The following is an 18,529-nucleotide window of genomic DNA, read 5'->3' as shown; positions in this document are numbered from 1 at the left end:
TCCGCCAGAAGCAGGTTCACACGGTTCGTGCAGTTTTCTTACGGGTCCATCAAACGTCCGGCGGGGGCGGAACGCGACCCGCACCGGGTCGAGGCCGGCTGCCGCCGCTAAGGACGACGGGCTGCGCCGGGCGGTTCCCGGCGGGCGCCGAAAGGCGTCAACTCGCCCCGGCCACCACCGATTACGTACCCGAGCCCGCAGTGACGCCCGCCCAGTCGATCGCAAAAACCGTCCGCTTCCCGCTTTTTCCGGCCAAGTTTTAGCCTTGGCCGCACAGTGAGTTGCAGTCTCACGGACACCAGGATTCCCACCTGGGCAATGCTGGACATCGCTCCTCGTGTGCGTGTAGATGTGGATCCATTGATGGCGGCGCAGCACGATCTGGGGGTTTGCGATGCTATATGGCGAATCGCACCAGGTGGAAAGGCGGACGCCATGAGCGCCCCGCATCTGCCGAAAGTGGCTGGAATCGATCCAGCAGTTACAGCGTCACCGCACACTGCGGCGCCCACCGCGCCCACGCCCGCACGCAGCACCCCCGCCCAGGCCCCTCCGCCTGCCGCGAGCAGCGTCATCCAGGACCGCCTGGCGGGCATGGTCTCCGACCTGACCACCCTCCACGAACTCACCGAACGCCTCGCCCGGTCCGTCGACCTCGACTCCTCCCTGCGGGAATTCCTGCGTGCCGGGGCCGCGCTGGTCGGCGCCCGACGCGGCCTGGTCGTCCTGGAACCCTCCGACGGGCTCGGCCCCCCCACCACGATCGGCCTCGGTCTCGGTCACGCCGACCTCGGCCACATCGAGACGGTGCCGCGCAGCGCCACCTCGTACGGCCGCATCCTGGACGGCCTCCCGGACGCGCACGGCGGCTCCGAGGTGCTCCCCGAACCCGGCGAGGCCCCCGGCACCGGCGGTTTCGGCGTCCCGGTCGACCCGCGCCACCGCGAGGTCGCCGCCCGACTCGGCTACGCGGCCAGCTACGCGCTGCCGCTGGCCGCCGAGGCCACCGGCCGACTCGGCGCGGCCGTCTGGCTCTACGACGAGCAGGCCGAGCCGAGCGAGCGCCGGCGCGACCTCGCGGGCCTGTACGTCCGGCACGCCGCCGAGCACCTGGCCCGCATGGTCGAGGTGGAGCGGTCCCGCTCCCGCCTGGCCATCGTCGCCGAGGAACTGCTGCCCAGCCGGCTGCCCCGGATCCCCGGCGTGCAGCTCGCGGCCCGACACCACACCGGCCCGCGCGGCGGCGGCGACTGGTACGACGCACTGCCGCTGCCCGAGGGGGCCATGGGCCTGGCCGTGGGCTCCGTGACCGGCGCCGGTCCGAGCGCCATCGCCGCGATGGGTCGCCTGCGGGCCTCCCTGCGCGCGTACGCCGTCATGGAGGGGGAGGACCCCGTCGCGGTCCTCTCCGACCTGGAGCTGTTGCTGCGGCTGACGGAGCCCGCGCGCTCGGCCACCGCGCTCTTCGCCTACTGCGAGCCGGCCGCCCGGAAGATCATCCTGGCCGGCGCGGGGCACACCCCGCCCCTGCTCATCGGCGAGCGGCGAACCGAGTACGTGGAGACCTCGCTCTCCGCGCCGCTCGGGATGCTGGCCTGCTGGGAGGCGCCGAGCGTGGAGATCGAACCGGCTCCCGGAGAAACGGTGCTGCTCTACACCGACGGACTGCTGCGGCGCACCGGCGACCCCATGGACCGCGCGTACGCCCGGCTGCACGCGGCGGCCGCGGGAGTTCCCCGTGCCGCTCGCGACGATCCGGCGGCGATCTGCGACCACATCCTCCGCACCGTCCTGCCGGAAGGGGAGGCCACACCGGTATCGGGGGAGGACGCCACCGAGGACATCGTCCTGCTCGCCGCCCGGTTCGACTGATTTGTCACATAGTTCGCCGGGCATCTTCCGCTCACACATACGATGGACGAGGTCCGTACCCGGTCCTTGCATGTCGTAGCTGAGGAGATGACGTGGCTGACGAGCTCACCCCGGAGACCCCGGAAGAAGAGCAGCCCAAGAAGAAGCACAAGCAGCGCAAGAACGGGCTGTACCCGGGCGTCAGCGAGGAACTCGCGGAAAGCATGCGCACCGGCTGGGCCGACACGGAGCTGCGTGGACTGGAGCCGATCGCCCAGGCCACGCACACCGCCGACCGTCGCGCCGCGCTGTCCGCGCGCTTCCCCGGCGAGCGTCTGGTCGTCCCCGCCGGCCGGCTCAAGACCCGGTCGAACGACACCGAGTACCCCTTCCGTGCCTCGACCGAGTACGCGTACCTCACCGGTGACCAGACCGAGAACGGCGTTCTCGTCCTGGAGCCCACGGGCGAGACCGGCCACACCGCGACCGTCTACCTCCTGCCCCGCTCCAACCGTGAGAACGGCGAGTTCTGGCTGTCCGGCCAGGGCGAGCTGTGGGTCGGCCGCCGCCACTCCCTCGCCGAGGCCGAGCAGCTGCTGGGCATCCCCGCCAAGGACGTCCGCGAACTCGCCGAGGCCCTCGCCGAGGCGGAGGGCCCGGTCCGCAACGTCCGCGGCCACGACTCCGTCATCGAGACCGCCCTGACCGACAAGGTCACCAAGGAGCGCGACGAGCAGCTGCGCGTCTACCTCTCCGAGGCCCGCGCGGTGAAGGACGACTTCGAGATCGGCGAGCTGCAGAAGGCCGTCGACTCCACCGTCCGCGGCTTCGAGGACGTCGTGAAGGTGCTCGACAAGGCCGAGGCCACGTCCGAGCGCTACATCGAGGGCACCTTCTTCCTCCGTGCCCGCGTCGAGGGCAACGACGTCGGCTACGGCTCCATCTGCGCCGCCGGCCCGCACGCCTGCACCCTGCACTGGGTCCGCAACGACGGCGACGTCCGCTCCGGCGACCTGCTGCTGCTCGACGCCGGCGTGGAGACGCACTCCCTCTACACCGCCGACGTGACGCGCACCCTGCCGATCAACGGCACGTACACCGACATCCAGCGCAAGATCTACGACGCGGTCTACGAGTCCCAGGAAGCCGGCATCGCCGCCGTCAAGCCGGGCGCGAAGTTCCGCGACTTCCACGACGCCTCGCAGCACGTGCTCGCCGAGAAGCTCGTCGAGTGGGGCCTGCTGGAAGGCCCCGTCGAACGCGTCCTGGAGCTGGGGCTCCAGCGCCGCTGGACCCTGCACGGCACCGGCCACATGCTCGGCATGGACGTCCACGACTGCGCGGCCGCGCGCACCGAGGCGTACGTGGACGGCACGCTGGAGCCCGGCATGTGCCTCACGGTCGAGCCCGGTCTGTACTTCCAGGCCGACGACCTGACCGTGCCCGAGGAGTACCGCGGCATCGGCGTCCGGATCGAGGACGACATCATCGTCACCGAGGACGGCAACCGGAACCTCTCCGCCGGGCTGCCCCGCACCTCGGTCGAGGTCGAGGCCTGGATGGCGCGCCTCAAGGGCTGACATCGCCTGACGTCGGTGGGCGGGACCCTCACGGGTCCCGCCCACCGGTGTGTCCGGGGACGGATGCCCGGCCGTACCGTCCGGCTCCCGCGCCTACGACGCCGTCAACAGGGCGCCGTCACGCCACTTGAGGATCTTGTCGAAGCTGACCACCGCGCCCCGTCCCGGCCCGTTGCCGAAGCGGACGTGGTCGGCGAGTTCCGTGATGAGCCACAGGCCGCGGCCGTGCTCCTTCTCCGAGGCCTCGACCCGCGGGGATCCCTGACCCTCGACCGTCTTCGGCGGGAAACCCGGGCCCGAGTCCGTCACCTCGATGCGGCAACGGTCCCCGTCCAGGTAGGCCGTGACCCGGTACGCCGCCCACTCCTCCGGGACCGGTCCGCCGCCGGAGCAGGCGGCCGACGCCGGGCCACCGTGCTCGACCGCGTTCGCACACGCCTCGCTCAGCGCCACCGACAGGTCGAAGGAAATGTCAGGATCCACCCCCGCGGTCTCCATCGTCCCCAGCAGCAACCGCCTGGCGAGCGGCACGCTCGCGGCTTCGCGCCTCAAGTGGAGAGACCACCAGATGCTCATACGGTTACCTATTGCCGCCCGAGGTCGGCCGTAAGCCCCCGAGAGCGGACAGAGCGCTCATTCGGCCGATGTGGCACTCCCGAGCGGCGGTGTACGGCCGGCGACACCCACCACCGCCACGCGCCCTCCGAGACCCGCACACCGCTCCCTCGGGGGGACGCATGGGACCTTCCGGACCTGCCGTATGAGCCGCCGGGGGGCAGTGCGATGATGACCCGGCCATGACTGCCCCCCACACGACGCAGGCCGGAGCAGGCCTCCGGACGATCCGGGCCGCGGTGTTCGCCGCGGTCTGCGTCGTGCTGTCCGCGGTCGGGCACGCCCTGGCGTCCTGCGCCACCGTTCCCTGGTGGGCACTCGGCATCGGCTTCCTCGCGGTCCTCGTGGTCGCGGCGCCGCTCGCCGGCCGCCGGCGCTCGCTGCCCGGCATCGCCGCCGCGCTCACCGTCGGCCAGTTGGGACTCCACGCGGTCTTCGGCCTCGGCCAGCACAGCGCCGCCTCGGCAGCGGAGCCCGCCCCGTCCGACTCCTCGCTCGCGGCACTCGCCGCCCGGCTGGTCTGCGGCGGCAACTCCGTTCCGATCAACCCGGCCGACGCCCGGCAGATCCTGGTGAGCGCCGGACTGGACCCGGCCGCGATGGCCGAGCAGGCCGCCGCGCAGGGTCACATGGCCCACGCGCACGCGGCCCAGGCCGCCGCCGTACCGGCGACCGGACTGTTCAGCCCCGCCATGCTGCTCGGCCACCTGCTGGCCGCGCTCGCCGCCGGCTGGCTCCTCGGGCGCGGCGACGCCGCGCTGTTCCGGCTCGTCGAGCTGTCGCGGCTCTCCGCCGAAGCCGACCCCGTACGTCCGCTGCGCGCCGCGCTGGCCCTCGTACGCGTCCTCGGCCACGGGCTCCTCGGGACGTCCTCCCGTACTCCCCGGGCCCGTCGGACCGCGGTCGCGCCGGTCGCGGCGAACGGGCGGGAGGCCCTCCAGCACACGGTGATCAGGCGCGGCCCGCCCGGCGGCCTCGCCCTCGCAGCCTGACGCGGCATCCCCACCTCCCCGGAACACACGGCGGGAGCACCGGTGCCGCGAACTCCGCGCGCGCCCGTACGCGGAGCCACCGTCACACCGTTTCCCGTGGAGTGTTTCTGCCATGAAGGCCTCTCGCGTCTCCTTCGCCGCCGCCCTCGCCGCCGGTAGCGTCCTCGTCCTGTCCGGCACCGCCTTCGCCCACGTCGGCGTACAGCCCGGCGAGGCCACCAAGGGTGGCTACGCCGTCATCAACTTCAAGGTCCCCAACGAGCGTGACAACGCGTCGACGACCCAGCTGGAGGTCAACTTCCCGATCGACCAGCCGTTGACCTCCGTCATGCCGCAGGACGTCCCCGGCTGGACCGTGAAGGTCGAGAAGTCCAAGCTCGACAAGCCGCTCACCGTGCACGGCAAGCAGATCAACGAGGCCGTCACCAAGGTGACCTGGAGCGGCGGCAAGATCGAGGCCGGCAAGTTCCAGCAGTTCCCGGTGTCCGTCGGCAAGCTGCCGGAGAACGCGGACCAGATGGTCCTCAAGGCGATCCAGACGTACGACAACAACGAGGTCGTCCGCTGGATCGAGGAGGCCAAGGAAGGCGCGGCGGAACCGCAGAACCCGGCGCCCGTCCTGAAGCTGGTCGCCGCCAAGGCCGGTGACGACCACCACGCCGCGGGGGACGCCAAGGCCGGCGAGGCCAAGAGCGACGACAAGGCCCACGACGAGGCCGCCAAGAGCGGCTCGGACACGACCGCGCGCGCCCTCGGCATCGCGGGCATCGTGATCGGGCTCGGCGGCGTCGCCTTCGGAATCGCCTCGCGTCGTCGCGCCTCCTGACCCGACGGGCCCCCAGGCCCTGTCATTCAGACCATCCGCACCATCCCCGATCCCAGGGACACCTCTTTCATGCGCACCACACGTGTGACGGTCGCCGCGCTCCTCGCGGCGGCCACCCTCACCCTCACCGCCTGCGGCGGTGAAACCGCCAAGACCGGCGACTCGGTCAAGCAGATCAGCGGCCAGGCCAAGGCCGGGGCCGCGACGGTCCTCGACCGCCCCTTCGACAAGCCGGACCTGGTCCTCACGGACACCACCGGCAAGCCGTGGAACCTGCGAGAGCAGACCAAGGGCCGCCCGACGCTCATCTACTTCGGCTACACCCACTGCCCCGACGTGTGCCCGCTGACGATGAGCAACATCGCCGTCGCCCGCAAGGCGCTCACCAAGGCGGAACAGGACAAGCTCCAGGTCGTCTTCGTCACCACCGACCCCGAACGGGACACCCCCGACTCCCTCGGCGCGTGGCTCAAGGCACTGGACCCGTCCTTCATCGGACTGACCGGGGACTTCGCCACCATCCAGGCCGGCGCACGAAGCCTCGGCATCGGTATCGAGGCCCCCAAGAAGGGGGCCGACGGCACGGTCGTCTCCATGCACGGCGCCCAGGTCATCGCGTTCTCGCCCAAGACCGACGAGGGCTACGTCCTCTACGGCGAGGGCACCACCGTCGATGACTACGCCAAGGACCTGCCGAAGCTCGCCAAGGGAGACACCCCGTGAACGCCCGCACCACCCGTACCCTCGCCGCCGCGCTCTCCCTGACGGCAGCGCTCGCCATATCGGGCTGTTCCTCGGACTCCGACACCAAGGCCGACGGTGGCAAGCCGACGATGACCGTCAGCGGGGCCTTCATGCCCGAGCCGGTCAACGACGCGATGGCCGGCGCGTTCATGGTCATCAAGAACGACTCGAAGACCGCGGACAAGCTCACCGGAGTCACCAGCCCGCTCTCGGACGATCTCCAGATCCACGAGACCAAGAACCAGAAGATGCAGCAGGTCGCGTCCATGGACGTGCCCGCGAACGGCGAACTGAACCTGGAGCGCGGCGGCAACCACGTCATGTTCATGGGTCTCAAGAACAAGCCGAAGGTCGGCGACAAGGTCACCGTCGAGCTGCGCTTCGAGAAGGCCGACCCCGTCAAGGTCGAGCTGGACGTGAAGGAACGCACGTACAACGCGCAGAACTCCAACGCCCACTGACGGACCGAGGAACCGACACGCCATGACGGCCACCGCCCCCGCCCCCGCCCCGGTCCGCGCGCACATCCCGGCTCTCCTGCCGCGATGCGCGCTGGTCCTCGCAGCCCTGCTGGCAACCCTGTTCGCCGCGGCCTCTCCGGCCACGGCGCACGCCGCACTCACCGCGAGCGACCCCAAGGACGGGGCGGTGGTCGCCACGGCGCCCGCCCAGGTCACCCTCTCCTTCTCGGAGCAGGTCGCCATGGGCGACGACTCCATCCGCGTGATGGACCCGCAGGGCAAGCGCGTGGACACCGGTGAACTGCGCGACATGTGCAGTGGATCCACCATCCGCTACGGCACCGCCCTGCACTCCGGCCTGCCCAACGGCACGTACACCGTGGCCTGGCAGGCCGTCTCGGCGGACAGCCACCCCATCTCGGGTGCCTTCACCTTCTCCATCGGCGCCCCGTCGGCCACCCAGGTCGCCCTTCCCGCCCAGCAGGCCGGCGGCGGCCCCGTGGGCGTCGCCTACGGGCTGGCCCGGTACGCCGCCTACGCGGGCTTCATCGTGCTCGTCGGCGGCGCCGCGTTCATCCTGCTGTGCTGGCGGCGGGGGTCGGTCGAACGTCCCCTGCAGAAGCTCGTGCTGCGCGGCTGGGTCACGTTGACCGCCGCCACGCTGGCGATGCTCGCGCTGCGCAACCCGTACACCGGCTCGGGCAGGTTCGCCGACGTCTTCGACCTCGACGGCCTCAAGGCCGTGCTGGAGACCAAGACCGGCGCCTCCCTCGTTTCCAGGCTGCTTCTCCTCGGCGCGGCCGCGCTCTTCATCGCCGTGCTGTTCGGTGCCTACGCGCGCCGGCAACAGGCAGCCGGGACGGCGAACACCCCGGCCCCGTCCGGGGAAGAGGCCGAGGCGGAAGACGCCGGGGCACAGGACCGCAAGGACACCGCCGATCTCGCCTTCGGACTCGGCATCGGCGGTTCCGTCCTGGCCGCCGGTATCGCCGCGACCTGGGCGCTGGCCGAGCACGCCTCCACGGGCATCCAGCCGGGCATCGCGATGCCGGCGGACATCCTGCACCTCCTCGCCGTCGCCACCTGGCTCGGTGGACTCACCGCCCTGCTGGTCGCCCTCCACAAGGTCCCCGACATCGAGCGGGAGGCCGTCCGACGCTTCTCCAAGGTCGCCTTCATCAGCGTCCTGGTGGTCACGATCACCGGCGTCTACCAGTCCTGGCGCCAGCTCGGAAGCTGGTCCGCCCTGACCGACACAAGCTACGGACGGCTACTGCTGATCAAGGTCGGCCTCGTGACCGTCCTCGTCGGCATCGCCTACGTCTCGCGGGGCTGGACCGCCCGGCTCGCCGAAAGTCGAGTGTCGAACAGGGCGGCCGGGGAAAAGGTCGCTGTTTCACGTGAAACATCGGCCGATGTTTCACGTGAAACAGCGCGAGAGACGGTCCCTGCGGCATCGCGTGAAACCGTTCCCTCCGACCCCAAGCGCGCCGCCCAGCTCGCCCGGCAGCGCGCCGCCCGCGAGAACGCGCGCGAGAAGCAGGTCCGGGACTCCGACCCGGGCCGCGCCGGATTGCGCCGCACCGTTCTCGCCGAGGCGTGTGTGGCCGTGGCCCTGCTGGCCGTCACCACCGTCCTGACGAACACCGAACCGGGCCGCGCCGTGCAGCAGGAGACCGGCCGCAACGGCGCGTCGACCGCCGTCCCCAATCGGGCCGTGAAGATCACTCTGCCCTTCGACACCGGCGGCCAGAACGGCAAGGGCACCGTGCGGCTGGAGCTGGACCCCGGCCGGGTGGGTGCCAACACCCTCCACCTCTGGGCCGAGAGCCCGGACGGGCAGCCCCTTGACCTCCCCGAGATCAAGGTCGCCTTCACCCTCCCGGCCAAGGACATCGGCCCGCTGCCGCTCGCCCCGGACCGGGCCGCTCCCGGACACTGGTCGTCGTCCGGAGTCCAGCTGCCCCTCGCGGGCGAGTGGCGCATCGACGTGACCGTCCGTACCTCCGACATCGACCAGACGACCGTCCAGAAGAACGTGAAGATCGGCTGACCAGCGTGACCGAGAGCAGCGACAACCACCCCGACATCGAGATCTCCCGGCGCCGACTGCTGGGCACGGTCGGCGCCGCGGGCGCCGCCGGGCTCGCGCTCGGCGGCGTCGGTGGCGCCCTCACGCACTCGGCACTGTCCGACTCCCCTGCCGGCGGCGCTCCCGGCGCCGCCGGGGCCCTCACCTCCCTCGGCGCCACGGAGGTCGCCTTCCAGGGGGACCACCAGGCCGGCATCGTCACGCCGCTCCAGGCCAAGGGCCACGTACTGGCCTTCGACCTGGCCCCCGGCGCCGGGCGCACGGAGGCGGCCGCACTGATGCGCCGCTGGTCCGAAACGGCCCGGCGGCTGATGGCGGGAGAGACCGCGCCGAACGCCGACAGCGGGATCGCCCTCGACGCGGGGCCCTCGTCCCTCACGGTCACCTTCGGCTTCGGCCACTCCTTCTTCGAACGCACCGGCCTGGCCGCCCGCCGCCCCACGGCCCTGGACCCGCTGCCGAACTTCTCCGCGGACCGGCTCGACCCCCAGCGGAGCAACGGCGACCTGTGGGTCCAGATCGGCGCGAACGACGGGCTCGTGGCCTTCCACGCGCTGCGCGCCCTGCACAAGGACGCGGGTGAGGCCGCCCGGGTGCGTTGGCAGATGAACGGCTTCAACCGGTCTCCCGGCGCGACGGTCTCCCCGATGACCGCCCGCAATCTGATGGGCCAGGTCGACGGCACCGGCAACCCGAAGCCCTCGGAGCCCGACTTCGACAAGCGGATCTTCGTGCCCGCCGGCGGACCCGGCCCTGCGGAGCACTCCTGGATGGCCGGGGGCTCGTACGCCGTCGTCCGCCGGATCCGCATGCTCCTCGACGACTGGGACAAGCAGCCCACGGCCAAGCAGGAGCAGGTCATCGGTCGTACGAAGGCCAACGGGGCGCCCCTCACCGGCGGCGGCGAGACCACCGAGATGGACCTGAACAAGTTCGGCGGTGACGGCAAGCCGGTGATCCCGTCCAATGCCCACGCACGGATCTCGGCTCCCGAGCAGAACGGGGGCGCGGCCATGCTGCGTCGTCCGTTCTCCTTCCACGACGGGATCGCCGCCGACGGCACCCCCGACGCCGGGCTCCTCTTCATCTGCTGGCAGGCCGATCCGCTGCGCGGTTTCGTACCCGTCCAGCGCAAGCTCGACCGCGGTGACGCCCTGTCCGAGTTCATCCGGCACGAGTCCAGTGGGCTGTACGCGGTCCCGCCCGGGCCACGTGCCGGAGAGTACGTCGGACAGCGGCTGCTCGAAGGGTGAACAGCCCGTCGGCGTCATGGCCTCCGGCATTAGGCTGATCACATGTCGGCCACTCGTTTCACCTATCTCGGTCCCGAGGGCACTTTCACCGAAGCAGCCCTTCGCACCCTGCCGGAAGCCGCCACCCGGGAGCTCGTCCCGATGGTGTCCGTGCCGGCCGCTCTCGACGCCGTCCGCAACGGTGAAGCCGCCGCCGCGCTGGTTCCGATCGAGAACTCGGTGGAGGGCGGGGTCACCGCCACCCTCGACGAGCTGGCGTCGGGCGAGCCGCTGATGATCTACCGCGAGGTGCTGCTGCCCATCGCGTTCGCGCTCCTCGTACGGCCCGGTACCAAGCTGTCGGACGTCAAGACGGTCACCGGGCACCCGGTGGCCCAGCCGCAGGTCCGCAATTGGCTGCGGGCGAACCTGCCCGACGCGGTGTGGGAGTCGGCCGCGTCCAACGCCGACGGCGCCCGGCTGGTGCAGGAGGGTCGGTTCGACGCCGCCTTCGCGGGCGAGTTCGCCGCCGCCACGTACGGGCTGAAGGCTCTGGTCACCGAGATCCACGACGCGGAGAACGCCGAGACCCGGTTCGTGCTCGTCGGTCGGCCCGCGCGGCCGGCCGCGCCGACCGGAGCCGACAAGACCTCCGTGGTGCTGTGGCTCGGCGACGACCACCCCGGTGCGCTGTTGGAACTGCTCCAGGAGTTCGCCGTGCGCGGCGTCAACCTGATGTTGATCCAATCCCGGCCGACGGGTGCGGGCATCGGCAACTACTGCTTCGCCGTCGACGCCGAGGGCCACATCTCCGACCGTCGGGTGAGCGAGGCGCTGATGGGGCTGAAGCGGACGTGTCCGCAGGTTCGGTTCCTCGGTTCGTATCCGCGGGCGGGTGTCGCTCTGGGTGACGTACGCGCCTCGCGCCCCGGTACCTCCGACGGTGACTTCACGGCGGCCTCCGACTGGCTGACGCGCTGCCTCGACGGCCGGGCGTAGGGCTTCGTCCACTGTCCACAGAGTTATCCACAGGACGAGATGGTGACCTGGGGACAAGTCGACAGAGCAGCATGACAAGGTCGACAAATCGGTCGGGTGGCCTGGGTTTCGTGCTGGAGAGCGGAAGGTGAACGGCGTCACCCGCGCATCGCAGATCAACTCGTTGGGGCGAGTCATTCCCACCCGAATGAGTGTGTGAGGGTGGTTTGAACCCTGATTCGCCCCGCTCGACTGACGGTCGCCAATGAACTGTTCGCGTTTCCACAGATGCGGCGCACAGCCTGTGGATAAGACGGTTCCGGCAGGAATTCCTGTGGACAAAGAACTTCCCGCAGGACGTTCCAGAAGGCGCCCACGGACCGACGTTTGCCCCTTTTCAGGGAATCGGCCGCTTTTATCAACCTCCCGAGAACGATCGCATCAGGCCGGCGACCCACAGTTCTACATTCGCGGCAATTGGGACATAGCGACACGCAGCGTGATATCGGTGTGATGCCGGGAACCCCAGCCCGGTAGCCTGGAGGGGTGATTGACCTCCGGCTGCTCCGTGAAGACCCTGACCGTGTCCGCGCCTCGCAGCGCGCTCGTGGAGAGGACGTCGGCCTCGTCGACGCACTGCTCTCCGCCGACGAGCGCCGCAGGTCCTCCGGCATGCGCTTCGACGAATTGCGCAACGAACAGAAGTCGCTCGGCAAGCTCATTCCCAAGGCCTCTCCGGAGGAGCGGGCGGAGCTCCTCACCAAGGCCGAACAACTCAAGCAGGACGTCAAGGCGGCCGAGGCCGAGCAGAACGAGGCGGACGAGGCTGCCAAGCGCCTCCTCCTCCAGCTCGGGAACATCGTCCACACCGACGTCCCCGTCGGCGGCGAGGAGGACTTCATCGTCCTCGAGACGCACGGCGTGATCCGCGACTTCGCCGCCGAGGGCTTCGAGGCCAAGGACCACCTGGAGCTCGGCGAGTCGCTGGGTGCCATCGACGTCGAACGTGGCGCCAAGGTGTCGGGTTCGCGCTTCTACTACCTCACCGGCGTCGGCGCCCTCCTGGAGCTGGCCCTGGTCAACGCGTCGATCGCGCAGGCCACCGAGGCCGGCTTCATCCCGATGCTGACCCCCGCGCTGGTGCGTCCGCGCGCCATGGAGGGCACGGGATTCCTCGGCCAGGCCGCGGAGAACGTGTACCACCTGGAGAAGGACGACTACTACCTCGTCGGCACCTCCGAAGTACCGCTCGCCGCGTACCACATGGACGAGATCATCGAGGCCGACAAGCTGCCCCTGCGGTACGCCGGCTTCTCGCCGTGCTTCCGCCGCGAGGCCGGCACGTACGGCAAGGACACCCGCGGCATCTTCCGCGTACACCAGTTCGACAAGGTCGAGATGTTCTCGTACGTCGCGCCGGAGGAGGCCGAGGCCGAGCACCAGCGGCTCCTGGAGTGGGAGAAGCAGTGGCTGACCAGCCTGGAGCTGCCCTTCCAGGTGATCGACGTCGCCACCGGCGACCTGGGCTCCTCCGCCTCGCGCAAGTTCGACTGCGAGGCCTGGATCCCGACCCAGGGCAAGTACCGCGAGCTGACCTCCGCCTCGAACTGTGACGGCTTCCAGGCGCGTCGCCTGTCGATCCGCTACCGCGACGGCAAGAAGACCCAGCCGCTCTCCACGCTGAACGGCACCCTGTGCGCCGTCCCGCGCACGATCGTCGCCATCCTGGAGAACCACCAGCAGGCCGATGGTTCCGTGCGGGTCCCCCCGGTGCTCCGTCCGTACCTGGGTGGTCGCGAGGTCCTGGAGCCGATCGCCAAGTGAGCCCGGCCCCTTTCCCCTACAAGCTCGTCGCGACGGACCTCGACGGCACGCTGCTGCGTGACGACGACACCGTCTCGGAGCGCACCCGTGAAGCCCTCCTCGCGGCCACCGCCGCGGGCGCGGCCCACATCATCGTCACCGGCCGGGCCGTGCCCTGGACCCGCCACGTGCTCGACGATCTCGGTTACAAGGGGATCGCCGTGTGCGGGCAGGGCGCCCAGCTGTACGACGCGGGGGCGCACCGCCTTCTGACCTCGGTGACGCTGGACCGCCAACTGGCCGGTCTGGCGCTGTCGAAGATGGAAGCCGAGGTCGGTCCGCTGGCGGTCGCCGCCAGCCGGGACGGGGTGGACGGCGAGGTCCTGTTCGGGCCCGGCTACCAGGTCCAGGAAGGGCTGCCGGCCATCTACCTGGAGGACACCGCGGCCATCTGGACCGCGCCGCTGAACAAGCTGTACATCCAGCACCCGGGGCTCGGCGACGACGAGCTGGTCACGGCGGCCCGGGCGATCGTGGGCAGCCTGGTGGACATCGTGATGGCGGGTCCGGGCGTGGTGGAAATCCTGCCCCTGGGTCTGAGCAAGGCGACCGGCCTGTCGCTGGCCGCGCGTCGACTGGGAGTGAAGGCGGCGGAGACGATCGCCTTCGGCGACATGCCCAACGACATCCCGATGTTCGGTTGGTCGGCGCACGGTGTGGCGATGGCCAATGCCCACCCGGAGCTCAAGGCCGTGGCCGACGAGGTGACGACCTCCAACCAGGAGGACGGCATCGCGGTGGTGCTGGAACGTCTGCTGGGCGCGGCCTGACCGCAGGGTCCGAAGAAGCGGGTCCGAAGACCGCGAAGACGAGAAAGGTCCGGGAGCAGCCCGCGCCGCGAGGCGCGCTCGAAGTGGCTGTCCCGGACCTTCTTGTTGCTCCCCGCACGGCTCACTCTGCCCCGGCCGCACGCCCCTTACCAGTCATTTTCCGCTGCCCCCGGCTCCCTCACAGGGTCATGTTTCACGTGAAACACGGGTGGGTTGTGGATGCCGGGTCAGCGGCCAGGCCAGCAGGCCGACCGCCAGCGCGATGGCGTGTCCGAGGTCGGTGAAGGTTCCGCCGCTGATGAGGGGGATGCCGAAGAAGGCCACGACTCCCGCGAGGTAGAGCCATCTCCACGGGCCGGGCAGCCGGTAGGTCAGGACTCCGGCGGCCGCGGCGAGTCCGTAGCTGACGCCGATGTCGACGACGTGGACCATGCTGCGCGGGGCCCGGTGGTCCTGGATGGCCATCAGCACCAGCTTCTGGCTGACCAGGGTGGCGGTGATGTGGGCGGTCGCGATGATCACGAGCCAGCGCAGGGTGCCGAGCCAGCGTTCGACGGGAGCCTGGAAGAGCTCGAAGAGCGCCGCGTACAGAGCGAGCGAGGCCGGGTTCTCGATCCAGAACGCGCTGGAGAGCAGGGCGCGAATGGGGTGCCGGGTGAGCTCGTGAATGTTGCTGCTGTTGCGGTGCAGCAGGACGTGGTCCAGATGATCGGGAGCGATCACCACGACCACACTGGTGACAGCGATGATCAAAAGCCAGATGTGCGTACCGGGCGAGGAGCGTATCCAGGACCACAGCGGCCTGGAGGGCTCGGGCTCGGCGTGCGGCATCATGCACCGATGATGACCCGCGAAGCTGTGCCCCGCCCGGCCGGTGGGCCGGGCGGGGCACGGTGTGCGACGGCGGTTCCGCCGGTTCTACTCGTCGCCCGCGAGGGTGAGGCGACGCAGCTTCTGGCCCGCGTAGACGGTGGCCCCGACGGTGACCACGACGAGCAGTACCGAGGCGGTGGGCAGACCCACGGTGGCGTCGACGTACCCCTCGCCGGCGACCTTCTCGGCCAGGGCCAGGGACCACTGCTGGACGCTCAGCGTCTTCGCCCCGGAGACCAGGCTGCCGAAGAGGGACTCCCAGATCAGGGCGTAGACCAGACCGAAGACGACGGCGTGCCGGCTGACGGTGCCCAGCAGCAGGAACAGCGCGCTGTAGGCGATCGAGGCGACGAGGGCGGCCACGGTGTAGGCGACGGCGATCTGCTGACCGTTGCCGTTGAGGATGAAGCCCGCGATCAGGGTGGGGATCGCGGAGAACACCATCGTGACCGCGATGGCGACGATCAGCTTGGTCATGATGATCGTCGGTCGTTTCACCGGCTTGGAGAGCAGGTAGACGATCGAGCCGTCGTCGATCTCGGGGCCGATGGCGCCGGTGCCGGCGATGACGCCGATCAGCGGGACCATCGTCGCGAGGGCGAATCCGCCGAGCAGATCGGCGGCGACCTTGTCGTCCAGGCCGGTGAAGGCGCGGACGGCGATGCTGAGGACGATCAGCAGGGCGGGCAGCGCGAAGAGGATCAGCGCGCGGCGGCGGCCGAGCAGGGCCCGGTAGGTGAGCCGGGCGACAGTGGGGTTGTACATGGTTGCCAGCTCCTTCAGGCCGCGACGAGGTAGGAGAAGACCGACTCGAGGGACTCGTCGGAGGGCGAGACCGTCAGCAGCCGGATGCCGTGCTCGCGGGCGACCCGCGGCAGCAGCTCGGTGAAGCGACCGAAGTCGACGGCCTGGACGCGCAGGACGCCTTCCTTCAGGTCGACCTCGATACCGGCGGTGGACGGGTCGGCGATCAGGGCCGCGGCAAGGACCCGGTCGTCGGAGGAACGGATCAGGTAGCGGTGCGGACGGTCCGTCATCAGGCGACGGATCTTGCGGAAGTCACCGGAGGCCGCGTGCCGGCCGGCCACGACCACCTCGATGTGGGAGGCGAGCTGCTCGACCTCCTCCAGGATGTGGGAGGAGAAGAGCACGGTACGGCCCTCGTCGCCCATGCGCCTCAGCAGATCCATGAGCTGCATGCGCTGGCGCGGGTCCATGCCGTTGAACGGCTCGTCGAGGAGCAGCACCGACGGCTCGTGGACGAGGGCGGAGGCCATCTTGACGCGCTGGCGCATGCCCTTGGAGTACGTGGCGATCTTGCGGTCCTGGGCGTACTCCATCTCGACGGTGGCCAGGGCCCGCTGGGCGGCCGCGTCGTCGAGTCCGTGGAGTTCGGCGTTGGCGACGACGAACTCGCGGCCGGTGAGGAAGTCGTACATGGCCTCGCGCTCGGGCACGACACCGATCTGCTTGTAGACCTGCTCGTTGCGCCAGATCGGCGTCCCGTCGAGAGTGACCGTGCCGGTGGAGGGGGCCAGGAAGCCGCCCATCATGTTGATGAGCGTGGACTTGCCCGCACCGTTGGGACCGAGGAGGCCGGTGACACCCGGGCCGATGCGCATGGTCACGTCGTTGACGGCGACGACGTTCCCGAACCAGCGGGAGGTGTGGTCGATGTCGATGATGGTCACAGCCCGGCCTTCCGGTAGCGGGCCATCAGGGCGGCGTAGGAGCCGGCGATGAGCCCGAGGGCGACGAGCAGGTAGACGAAGCCGATGCCGGCCGTGGGGCCTTCGCCGCCGGGGAAGGCGGAGGTCCCGTTGAGGAAGGCTGTCTGGATGCCGTCGATCAGGGTGATCGGGGAGAACAGGCCCAGCCAGTCGATGGCGCCGGTGGAGCCGGTGTTGTACGCGATGCCCTGTACGGCGGTCACCGCTCCGTACGGGATCACCAGCACGGCGATGATGGCGGCGACGCCGAACCCGCGACGCGGGGTCAGTGCGGCCATGACCAGGCCGAGGCCGGCGAAGAGCAGCGACAGGAGCAGTACGGAGGCTAGGCCCTGCCCGAAGCCCTCGGTCTGGTCCCCGAAGTCGAACTTCGCGAGCAGCGAGCCGACGTACATGATCAGCAGCGGGGTGGCGGTGAGGATGAACAGGGCCGAGGCCATGGCCGCGAACTTGGCCACGACGTAGTCCACGCGCTCGATGGGCCGCGAGAAGTACAGCGGCACCGTCTTGAAGCGCAGGTCCCGGGAGACCGACTGCGGGGCCTGGGAGGCGAGGTACAGGCCGATGATCACCTGGGTGGTCAGGGCGTACGTCGTGTACTTGATCGGCAGCTCGGTCGAGCCGGGCACCGCGATGGCCACCGCGACGATGATCAGCGCGGGAACGCACATCACCGCGAAGAGGAGCATCGGCAGCACTTTGGACTTGGCCGAGCGACCGAGGCCGTACGCGCCGCGCAGCGACTGCGAGAACAGCGACTTGCGCGCGTAGGCACGGCCGAGCCGGGGGCCGTCGTAGGACCGGTAGCCGATGTTGTGGATCTGGGTCGAGGTGTCAGGCGCCATCGGAACCGGCTCCCTTCTGCTGGGTGGGCCGCACCTGCGGGGCGGGCGGCGCGGACGGGTCGTTGTCGCGGAAGACCTCCGCGATGTGGTGGCGGCGCTGCTCCATGCGGACCAGACCGATACCCAGGTCTGCGACGGTGTCGCGGACCGTGTCGTACGTCTCCTCGCCCGTCGCCTCGACGAGGAGGACGTGGCCGGCGCCGGGCAGGCCCTGCTCCTCGCCCACCTGCAGGATGATGCCCGCCGCGGTGAGCGCCTTGCGCAGCGCGGCGGTGCCGTCCGGGTGGGTGTCGGAGTCGGTGACCTCGACCGCCAGGGTCGTGGTGCTCTGCATGAAGTCGCTGGTGGAACTGGAACGCAGGAGCTTGCCGCCGTCGACGACCACGACGTGGTCGCAGGTCCGCTCCAGCTCTCCGAGGAGGTGGGAGGTGACCAGGACCGAGATCCCGAAGTCGGTGTGGATGCGGCGGATCAGTCCGAGCATCTCGTCGCGACCGACCGGGTCGAGGCCGTTGGTGGGCTCGTCGAGCAGCACCAACTGGGGGTCGTGGACGAGCGCCTGGGCCAGCTTGACCCGCTGCTTCATGCCCGTCGAGTAGCCGCCGATGGGACGGTAGCGCTCCTCGTACAGGCCCACGTGGCGCAGGGTGTCGGCGGTCCGTTCACGGGCGGCGGTCGGGGGCAGCCCGGACATGCGCGCCATGTGTACGACGAACTCGGTGGCCGAGACGTCGGGCGGCAGGCAGTCGTGCTCGGGCATGTAGCCGACGCGCTCACGGATGGCGCTGCCATGCGTGGAGACGTCGAGCCCGAGCACGGCGGCACGGCCCTCGGTGGCGGGGGACAGTCCCAGCAGAATCTTGATCAGCGTGGACTTGCCGGCTCCGTTGGCACCCACGAGCCCGGTAACGCCGGGCCCGATGTCCAGGGAGAGCCGGTCGAGGGCGGTCACTCGGGGGTACCGCTTGCTCAGGCTTTCGGTCGCGATGACAGTCACAGGCTCGACGTTAGTGGCGCGGGCCGCGCGGATCGTCAGACCAGGAGCCGGATCCCGTCTCCGCCTTGAGGACTACAGGA

The 18,529-nt window shown here is 70.2% G+C and carries 17 protein-coding genes; 11 read left to right on the top strand and 6 right to left on the bottom strand.

Annotated elements, in window-relative coordinates; all coding sequences use genetic code 11:
* The first annotated feature begins 318 nt into the window (after nt 1-318).
* Both ADK55_RS32595 and ADK55_RS32590 read left to right on the top strand, forming a co-directional pair.
* Complete coding sequence (locus tag ADK55_RS32595) at nt 319-1,872, top strand: PP2C family protein-serine/threonine phosphatase (protein ID WP_078999691.1); 1,554 nt, start codon at nt 319-321, stop codon at nt 1,870-1,872.
* 92 nt (nt 1,873-1,964) lie between these two features.
* A complete protein-coding gene (locus ADK55_RS32590; protein WP_053684074.1) occupies nt 1,965-3,431 on the top strand; it encodes an aminopeptidase P family protein in 1,467 nt (488 codons plus the stop codon).
* 93 nt (nt 3,432-3,524) lie between these two features.
* Here the strand turns inward: ADK55_RS32590 and ADK55_RS32585 are convergent, their stop codons facing one another.
* Nucleotides 3,525-4,007, bottom strand: a complete 483-nt coding sequence (locus ADK55_RS32585; protein WP_053684073.1) for an ATP-binding protein — start codon at nt 4,005-4,007, stop codon at nt 3,525-3,527.
* 221 nt (nt 4,008-4,228) lie between these two features.
* Between ADK55_RS32585 and ADK55_RS32580 the strand changes: the two genes are divergently transcribed.
* From ADK55_RS32580 to ADK55_RS32540, 9 genes are all read left to right on the top strand, one after another.
* Nucleotides 4,229-5,038, top strand: a complete 810-nt coding sequence (locus ADK55_RS32580) for a hypothetical protein (RefSeq protein WP_053684070.1) — start codon at nt 4,229-4,231, stop codon at nt 5,036-5,038.
* A gap of 112 nt (nt 5,039-5,150) precedes the next feature.
* A complete protein-coding gene (locus ADK55_RS32575; protein ID WP_053684068.1) occupies nt 5,151-5,864 on the top strand; it encodes a YcnI family protein in 714 nt (237 codons plus the stop codon).
* A gap of 69 nt (nt 5,865-5,933) precedes the next feature.
* The gene (locus ADK55_RS32570; RefSeq protein ID WP_053684066.1) at nt 5,934-6,587 is read left to right on the top strand and encodes an SCO family protein; all 654 of its coding nucleotides are present in this window, start codon (nt 5,934-5,936) and stop codon (nt 6,585-6,587) included.
* Entirely contained in the window at nt 6,584-7,069 is a 486-nt protein-coding gene (locus tag ADK55_RS32565; protein ID WP_053684064.1) for a copper chaperone PCu(A)C, read from the top strand. Before ADK55_RS32570 ends, ADK55_RS32565 begins: the two co-directional genes overlap by 4 nt.
* 22 nt (nt 7,070-7,091) lie before the next feature.
* Nucleotides 7,092-9,122 carry a copper resistance protein CopC gene (locus ADK55_RS32560; protein WP_053684063.1) on the top strand — a complete coding sequence of 677 codons (2,031 nt, stop codon included), beginning with the start codon at nt 7,092-7,094 and terminating at the stop codon, nt 9,120-9,122.
* Nucleotides 9,119-10,414 (top strand): iron uptake transporter deferrochelatase/peroxidase subunit, encoded by a 1,296-nt coding sequence (gene efeB / locus ADK55_RS32555; protein ID WP_371591596.1) that lies wholly within the window; start codon nt 9,119-9,121, stop codon nt 10,412-10,414. The genes ADK55_RS32560 and efeB overlap by 4 nt, the downstream gene beginning before the upstream one ends.
* A 42-nt stretch (nt 10,415-10,456) precedes the next feature.
* Complete coding sequence (gene pheA, locus ADK55_RS32550; RefSeq protein WP_053684059.1) at nt 10,457-11,392, top strand: prephenate dehydratase; 936 nt, start codon at nt 10,457-10,459, stop codon at nt 11,390-11,392.
* A 525-nt stretch (nt 11,393-11,917) separates the two neighbouring features.
* Nucleotides 11,918-13,195 (top strand): serine--tRNA ligase, encoded by a 1,278-nt coding sequence (gene serS, locus ADK55_RS32545; protein WP_053684056.1) that lies wholly within the window; start codon nt 11,918-11,920, stop codon nt 13,193-13,195.
* Nucleotides 13,192-14,004 (top strand): HAD family hydrolase, encoded by an 813-nt coding sequence (locus ADK55_RS32540; RefSeq protein ID WP_053684054.1) that lies wholly within the window; start codon nt 13,192-13,194, stop codon nt 14,002-14,004. The genes serS and ADK55_RS32540 overlap by 4 nt, the downstream gene beginning before the upstream one ends.
* A 186-nt stretch (nt 14,005-14,190) precedes the next feature.
* Here ADK55_RS32540 and ADK55_RS32535 read toward each other — a convergent pair whose 3' ends face one another.
* The 5 genes from ADK55_RS32535 to ADK55_RS32515 form a co-directional block, all read right to left on the bottom strand.
* Nucleotides 14,191-14,838, bottom strand: a complete 648-nt coding sequence (locus tag ADK55_RS32535) for a rhomboid-like protein (protein ID WP_053684052.1) — start codon at nt 14,836-14,838, stop codon at nt 14,191-14,193.
* Nucleotides 14,839-14,922: 84 nt separating this feature from the next.
* Complete coding sequence (locus ADK55_RS32530; protein ID WP_053684050.1) at nt 14,923-15,642, bottom strand: ABC transporter permease; 720 nt, start codon at nt 15,640-15,642, stop codon at nt 14,923-14,925.
* 14 nt (nt 15,643-15,656) lie between these two features.
* On the bottom strand, nt 15,657-16,568 hold the full coding sequence (locus ADK55_RS32525; protein WP_053684048.1) for an ABC transporter ATP-binding protein: 912 nt from the start codon (nt 16,566-16,568) through the stop codon (nt 15,657-15,659).
* The gene (locus tag ADK55_RS32520; protein ID WP_053684046.1) at nt 16,565-17,452 is read right to left on the bottom strand and encodes an ABC transporter permease subunit; all 888 of its coding nucleotides are present in this window, start codon (nt 17,450-17,452) and stop codon (nt 16,565-16,567) included. Before ADK55_RS32520 ends, ADK55_RS32525 begins: the two co-directional genes overlap by 4 nt.
* Nucleotides 17,442-18,449 (bottom strand): ABC transporter ATP-binding protein, encoded by a 1,008-nt coding sequence (locus ADK55_RS32515; RefSeq protein ID WP_053684044.1) that lies wholly within the window; start codon nt 18,447-18,449, stop codon nt 17,442-17,444. Before ADK55_RS32515 ends, ADK55_RS32520 begins: the two co-directional genes overlap by 11 nt.
* Nucleotides 18,450-18,529: the final 80 nt, after the last annotated feature.

This window comes from Streptomyces sp. WM4235 (assembly GCF_001279725.1).
Lineage (GTDB): Bacteria > Actinomycetota > Actinomycetes > Streptomycetales > Streptomycetaceae > Streptomyces.
The sequence above is the reverse complement of the archived record's forward strand: the minus strand, read 5'-3'. Positions and strand labels throughout refer to the sequence as shown.

Bases quoted from the DNA above. Each gene is read 5' to 3' on its own strand.
- ADK55_RS32595 (WP_078999691.1), top strand. From the start codon at position 319: ATGCTGGACATCGCTCCTCGTGTGCGTGTAGATGTGGATCCATTGATG.
- ADK55_RS32585 (WP_053684073.1), bottom strand. From the start codon at position 4,007: ATGAGCATCTGGTGGTCTCTCCACTTGAGGCGCGAAGCCGCGAGCGTG.
- ADK55_RS32580 (WP_053684070.1), top strand. From the start codon at position 4,229: ATGACTGCCCCCCACACGACGCAGGCCGGAGCAGGCCTCCGGACGATC.
- ADK55_RS32575 (WP_053684068.1), top strand. From the start codon at position 5,151: ATGAAGGCCTCTCGCGTCTCCTTCGCCGCCGCCCTCGCCGCCGGTAGC.
- ADK55_RS32570 (WP_053684066.1), top strand. From the start codon at position 5,934: ATGCGCACCACACGTGTGACGGTCGCCGCGCTCCTCGCGGCGGCCACC.
- ADK55_RS32560 (WP_053684063.1), top strand. From the start codon at position 7,092: ATGACGGCCACCGCCCCCGCCCCCGCCCCGGTCCGCGCGCACATCCCG.
- pheA (WP_053684059.1), top strand. From the start codon at position 10,457: ATGTCGGCCACTCGTTTCACCTATCTCGGTCCCGAGGGCACTTTCACC.
- ADK55_RS32535 (WP_053684052.1), bottom strand. From the start codon at position 14,838: ATGATGCCGCACGCCGAGCCCGAGCCCTCCAGGCCGCTGTGGTCCTGG.
- ADK55_RS32530 (WP_053684050.1), bottom strand. From the start codon at position 15,642: ATGTACAACCCCACTGTCGCCCGGCTCACCTACCGGGCCCTGCTCGGC.
- ADK55_RS32520 (WP_053684046.1), bottom strand. From the start codon at position 17,452: ATGGCGCCTGACACCTCGACCCAGATCCACAACATCGGCTACCGGTCC.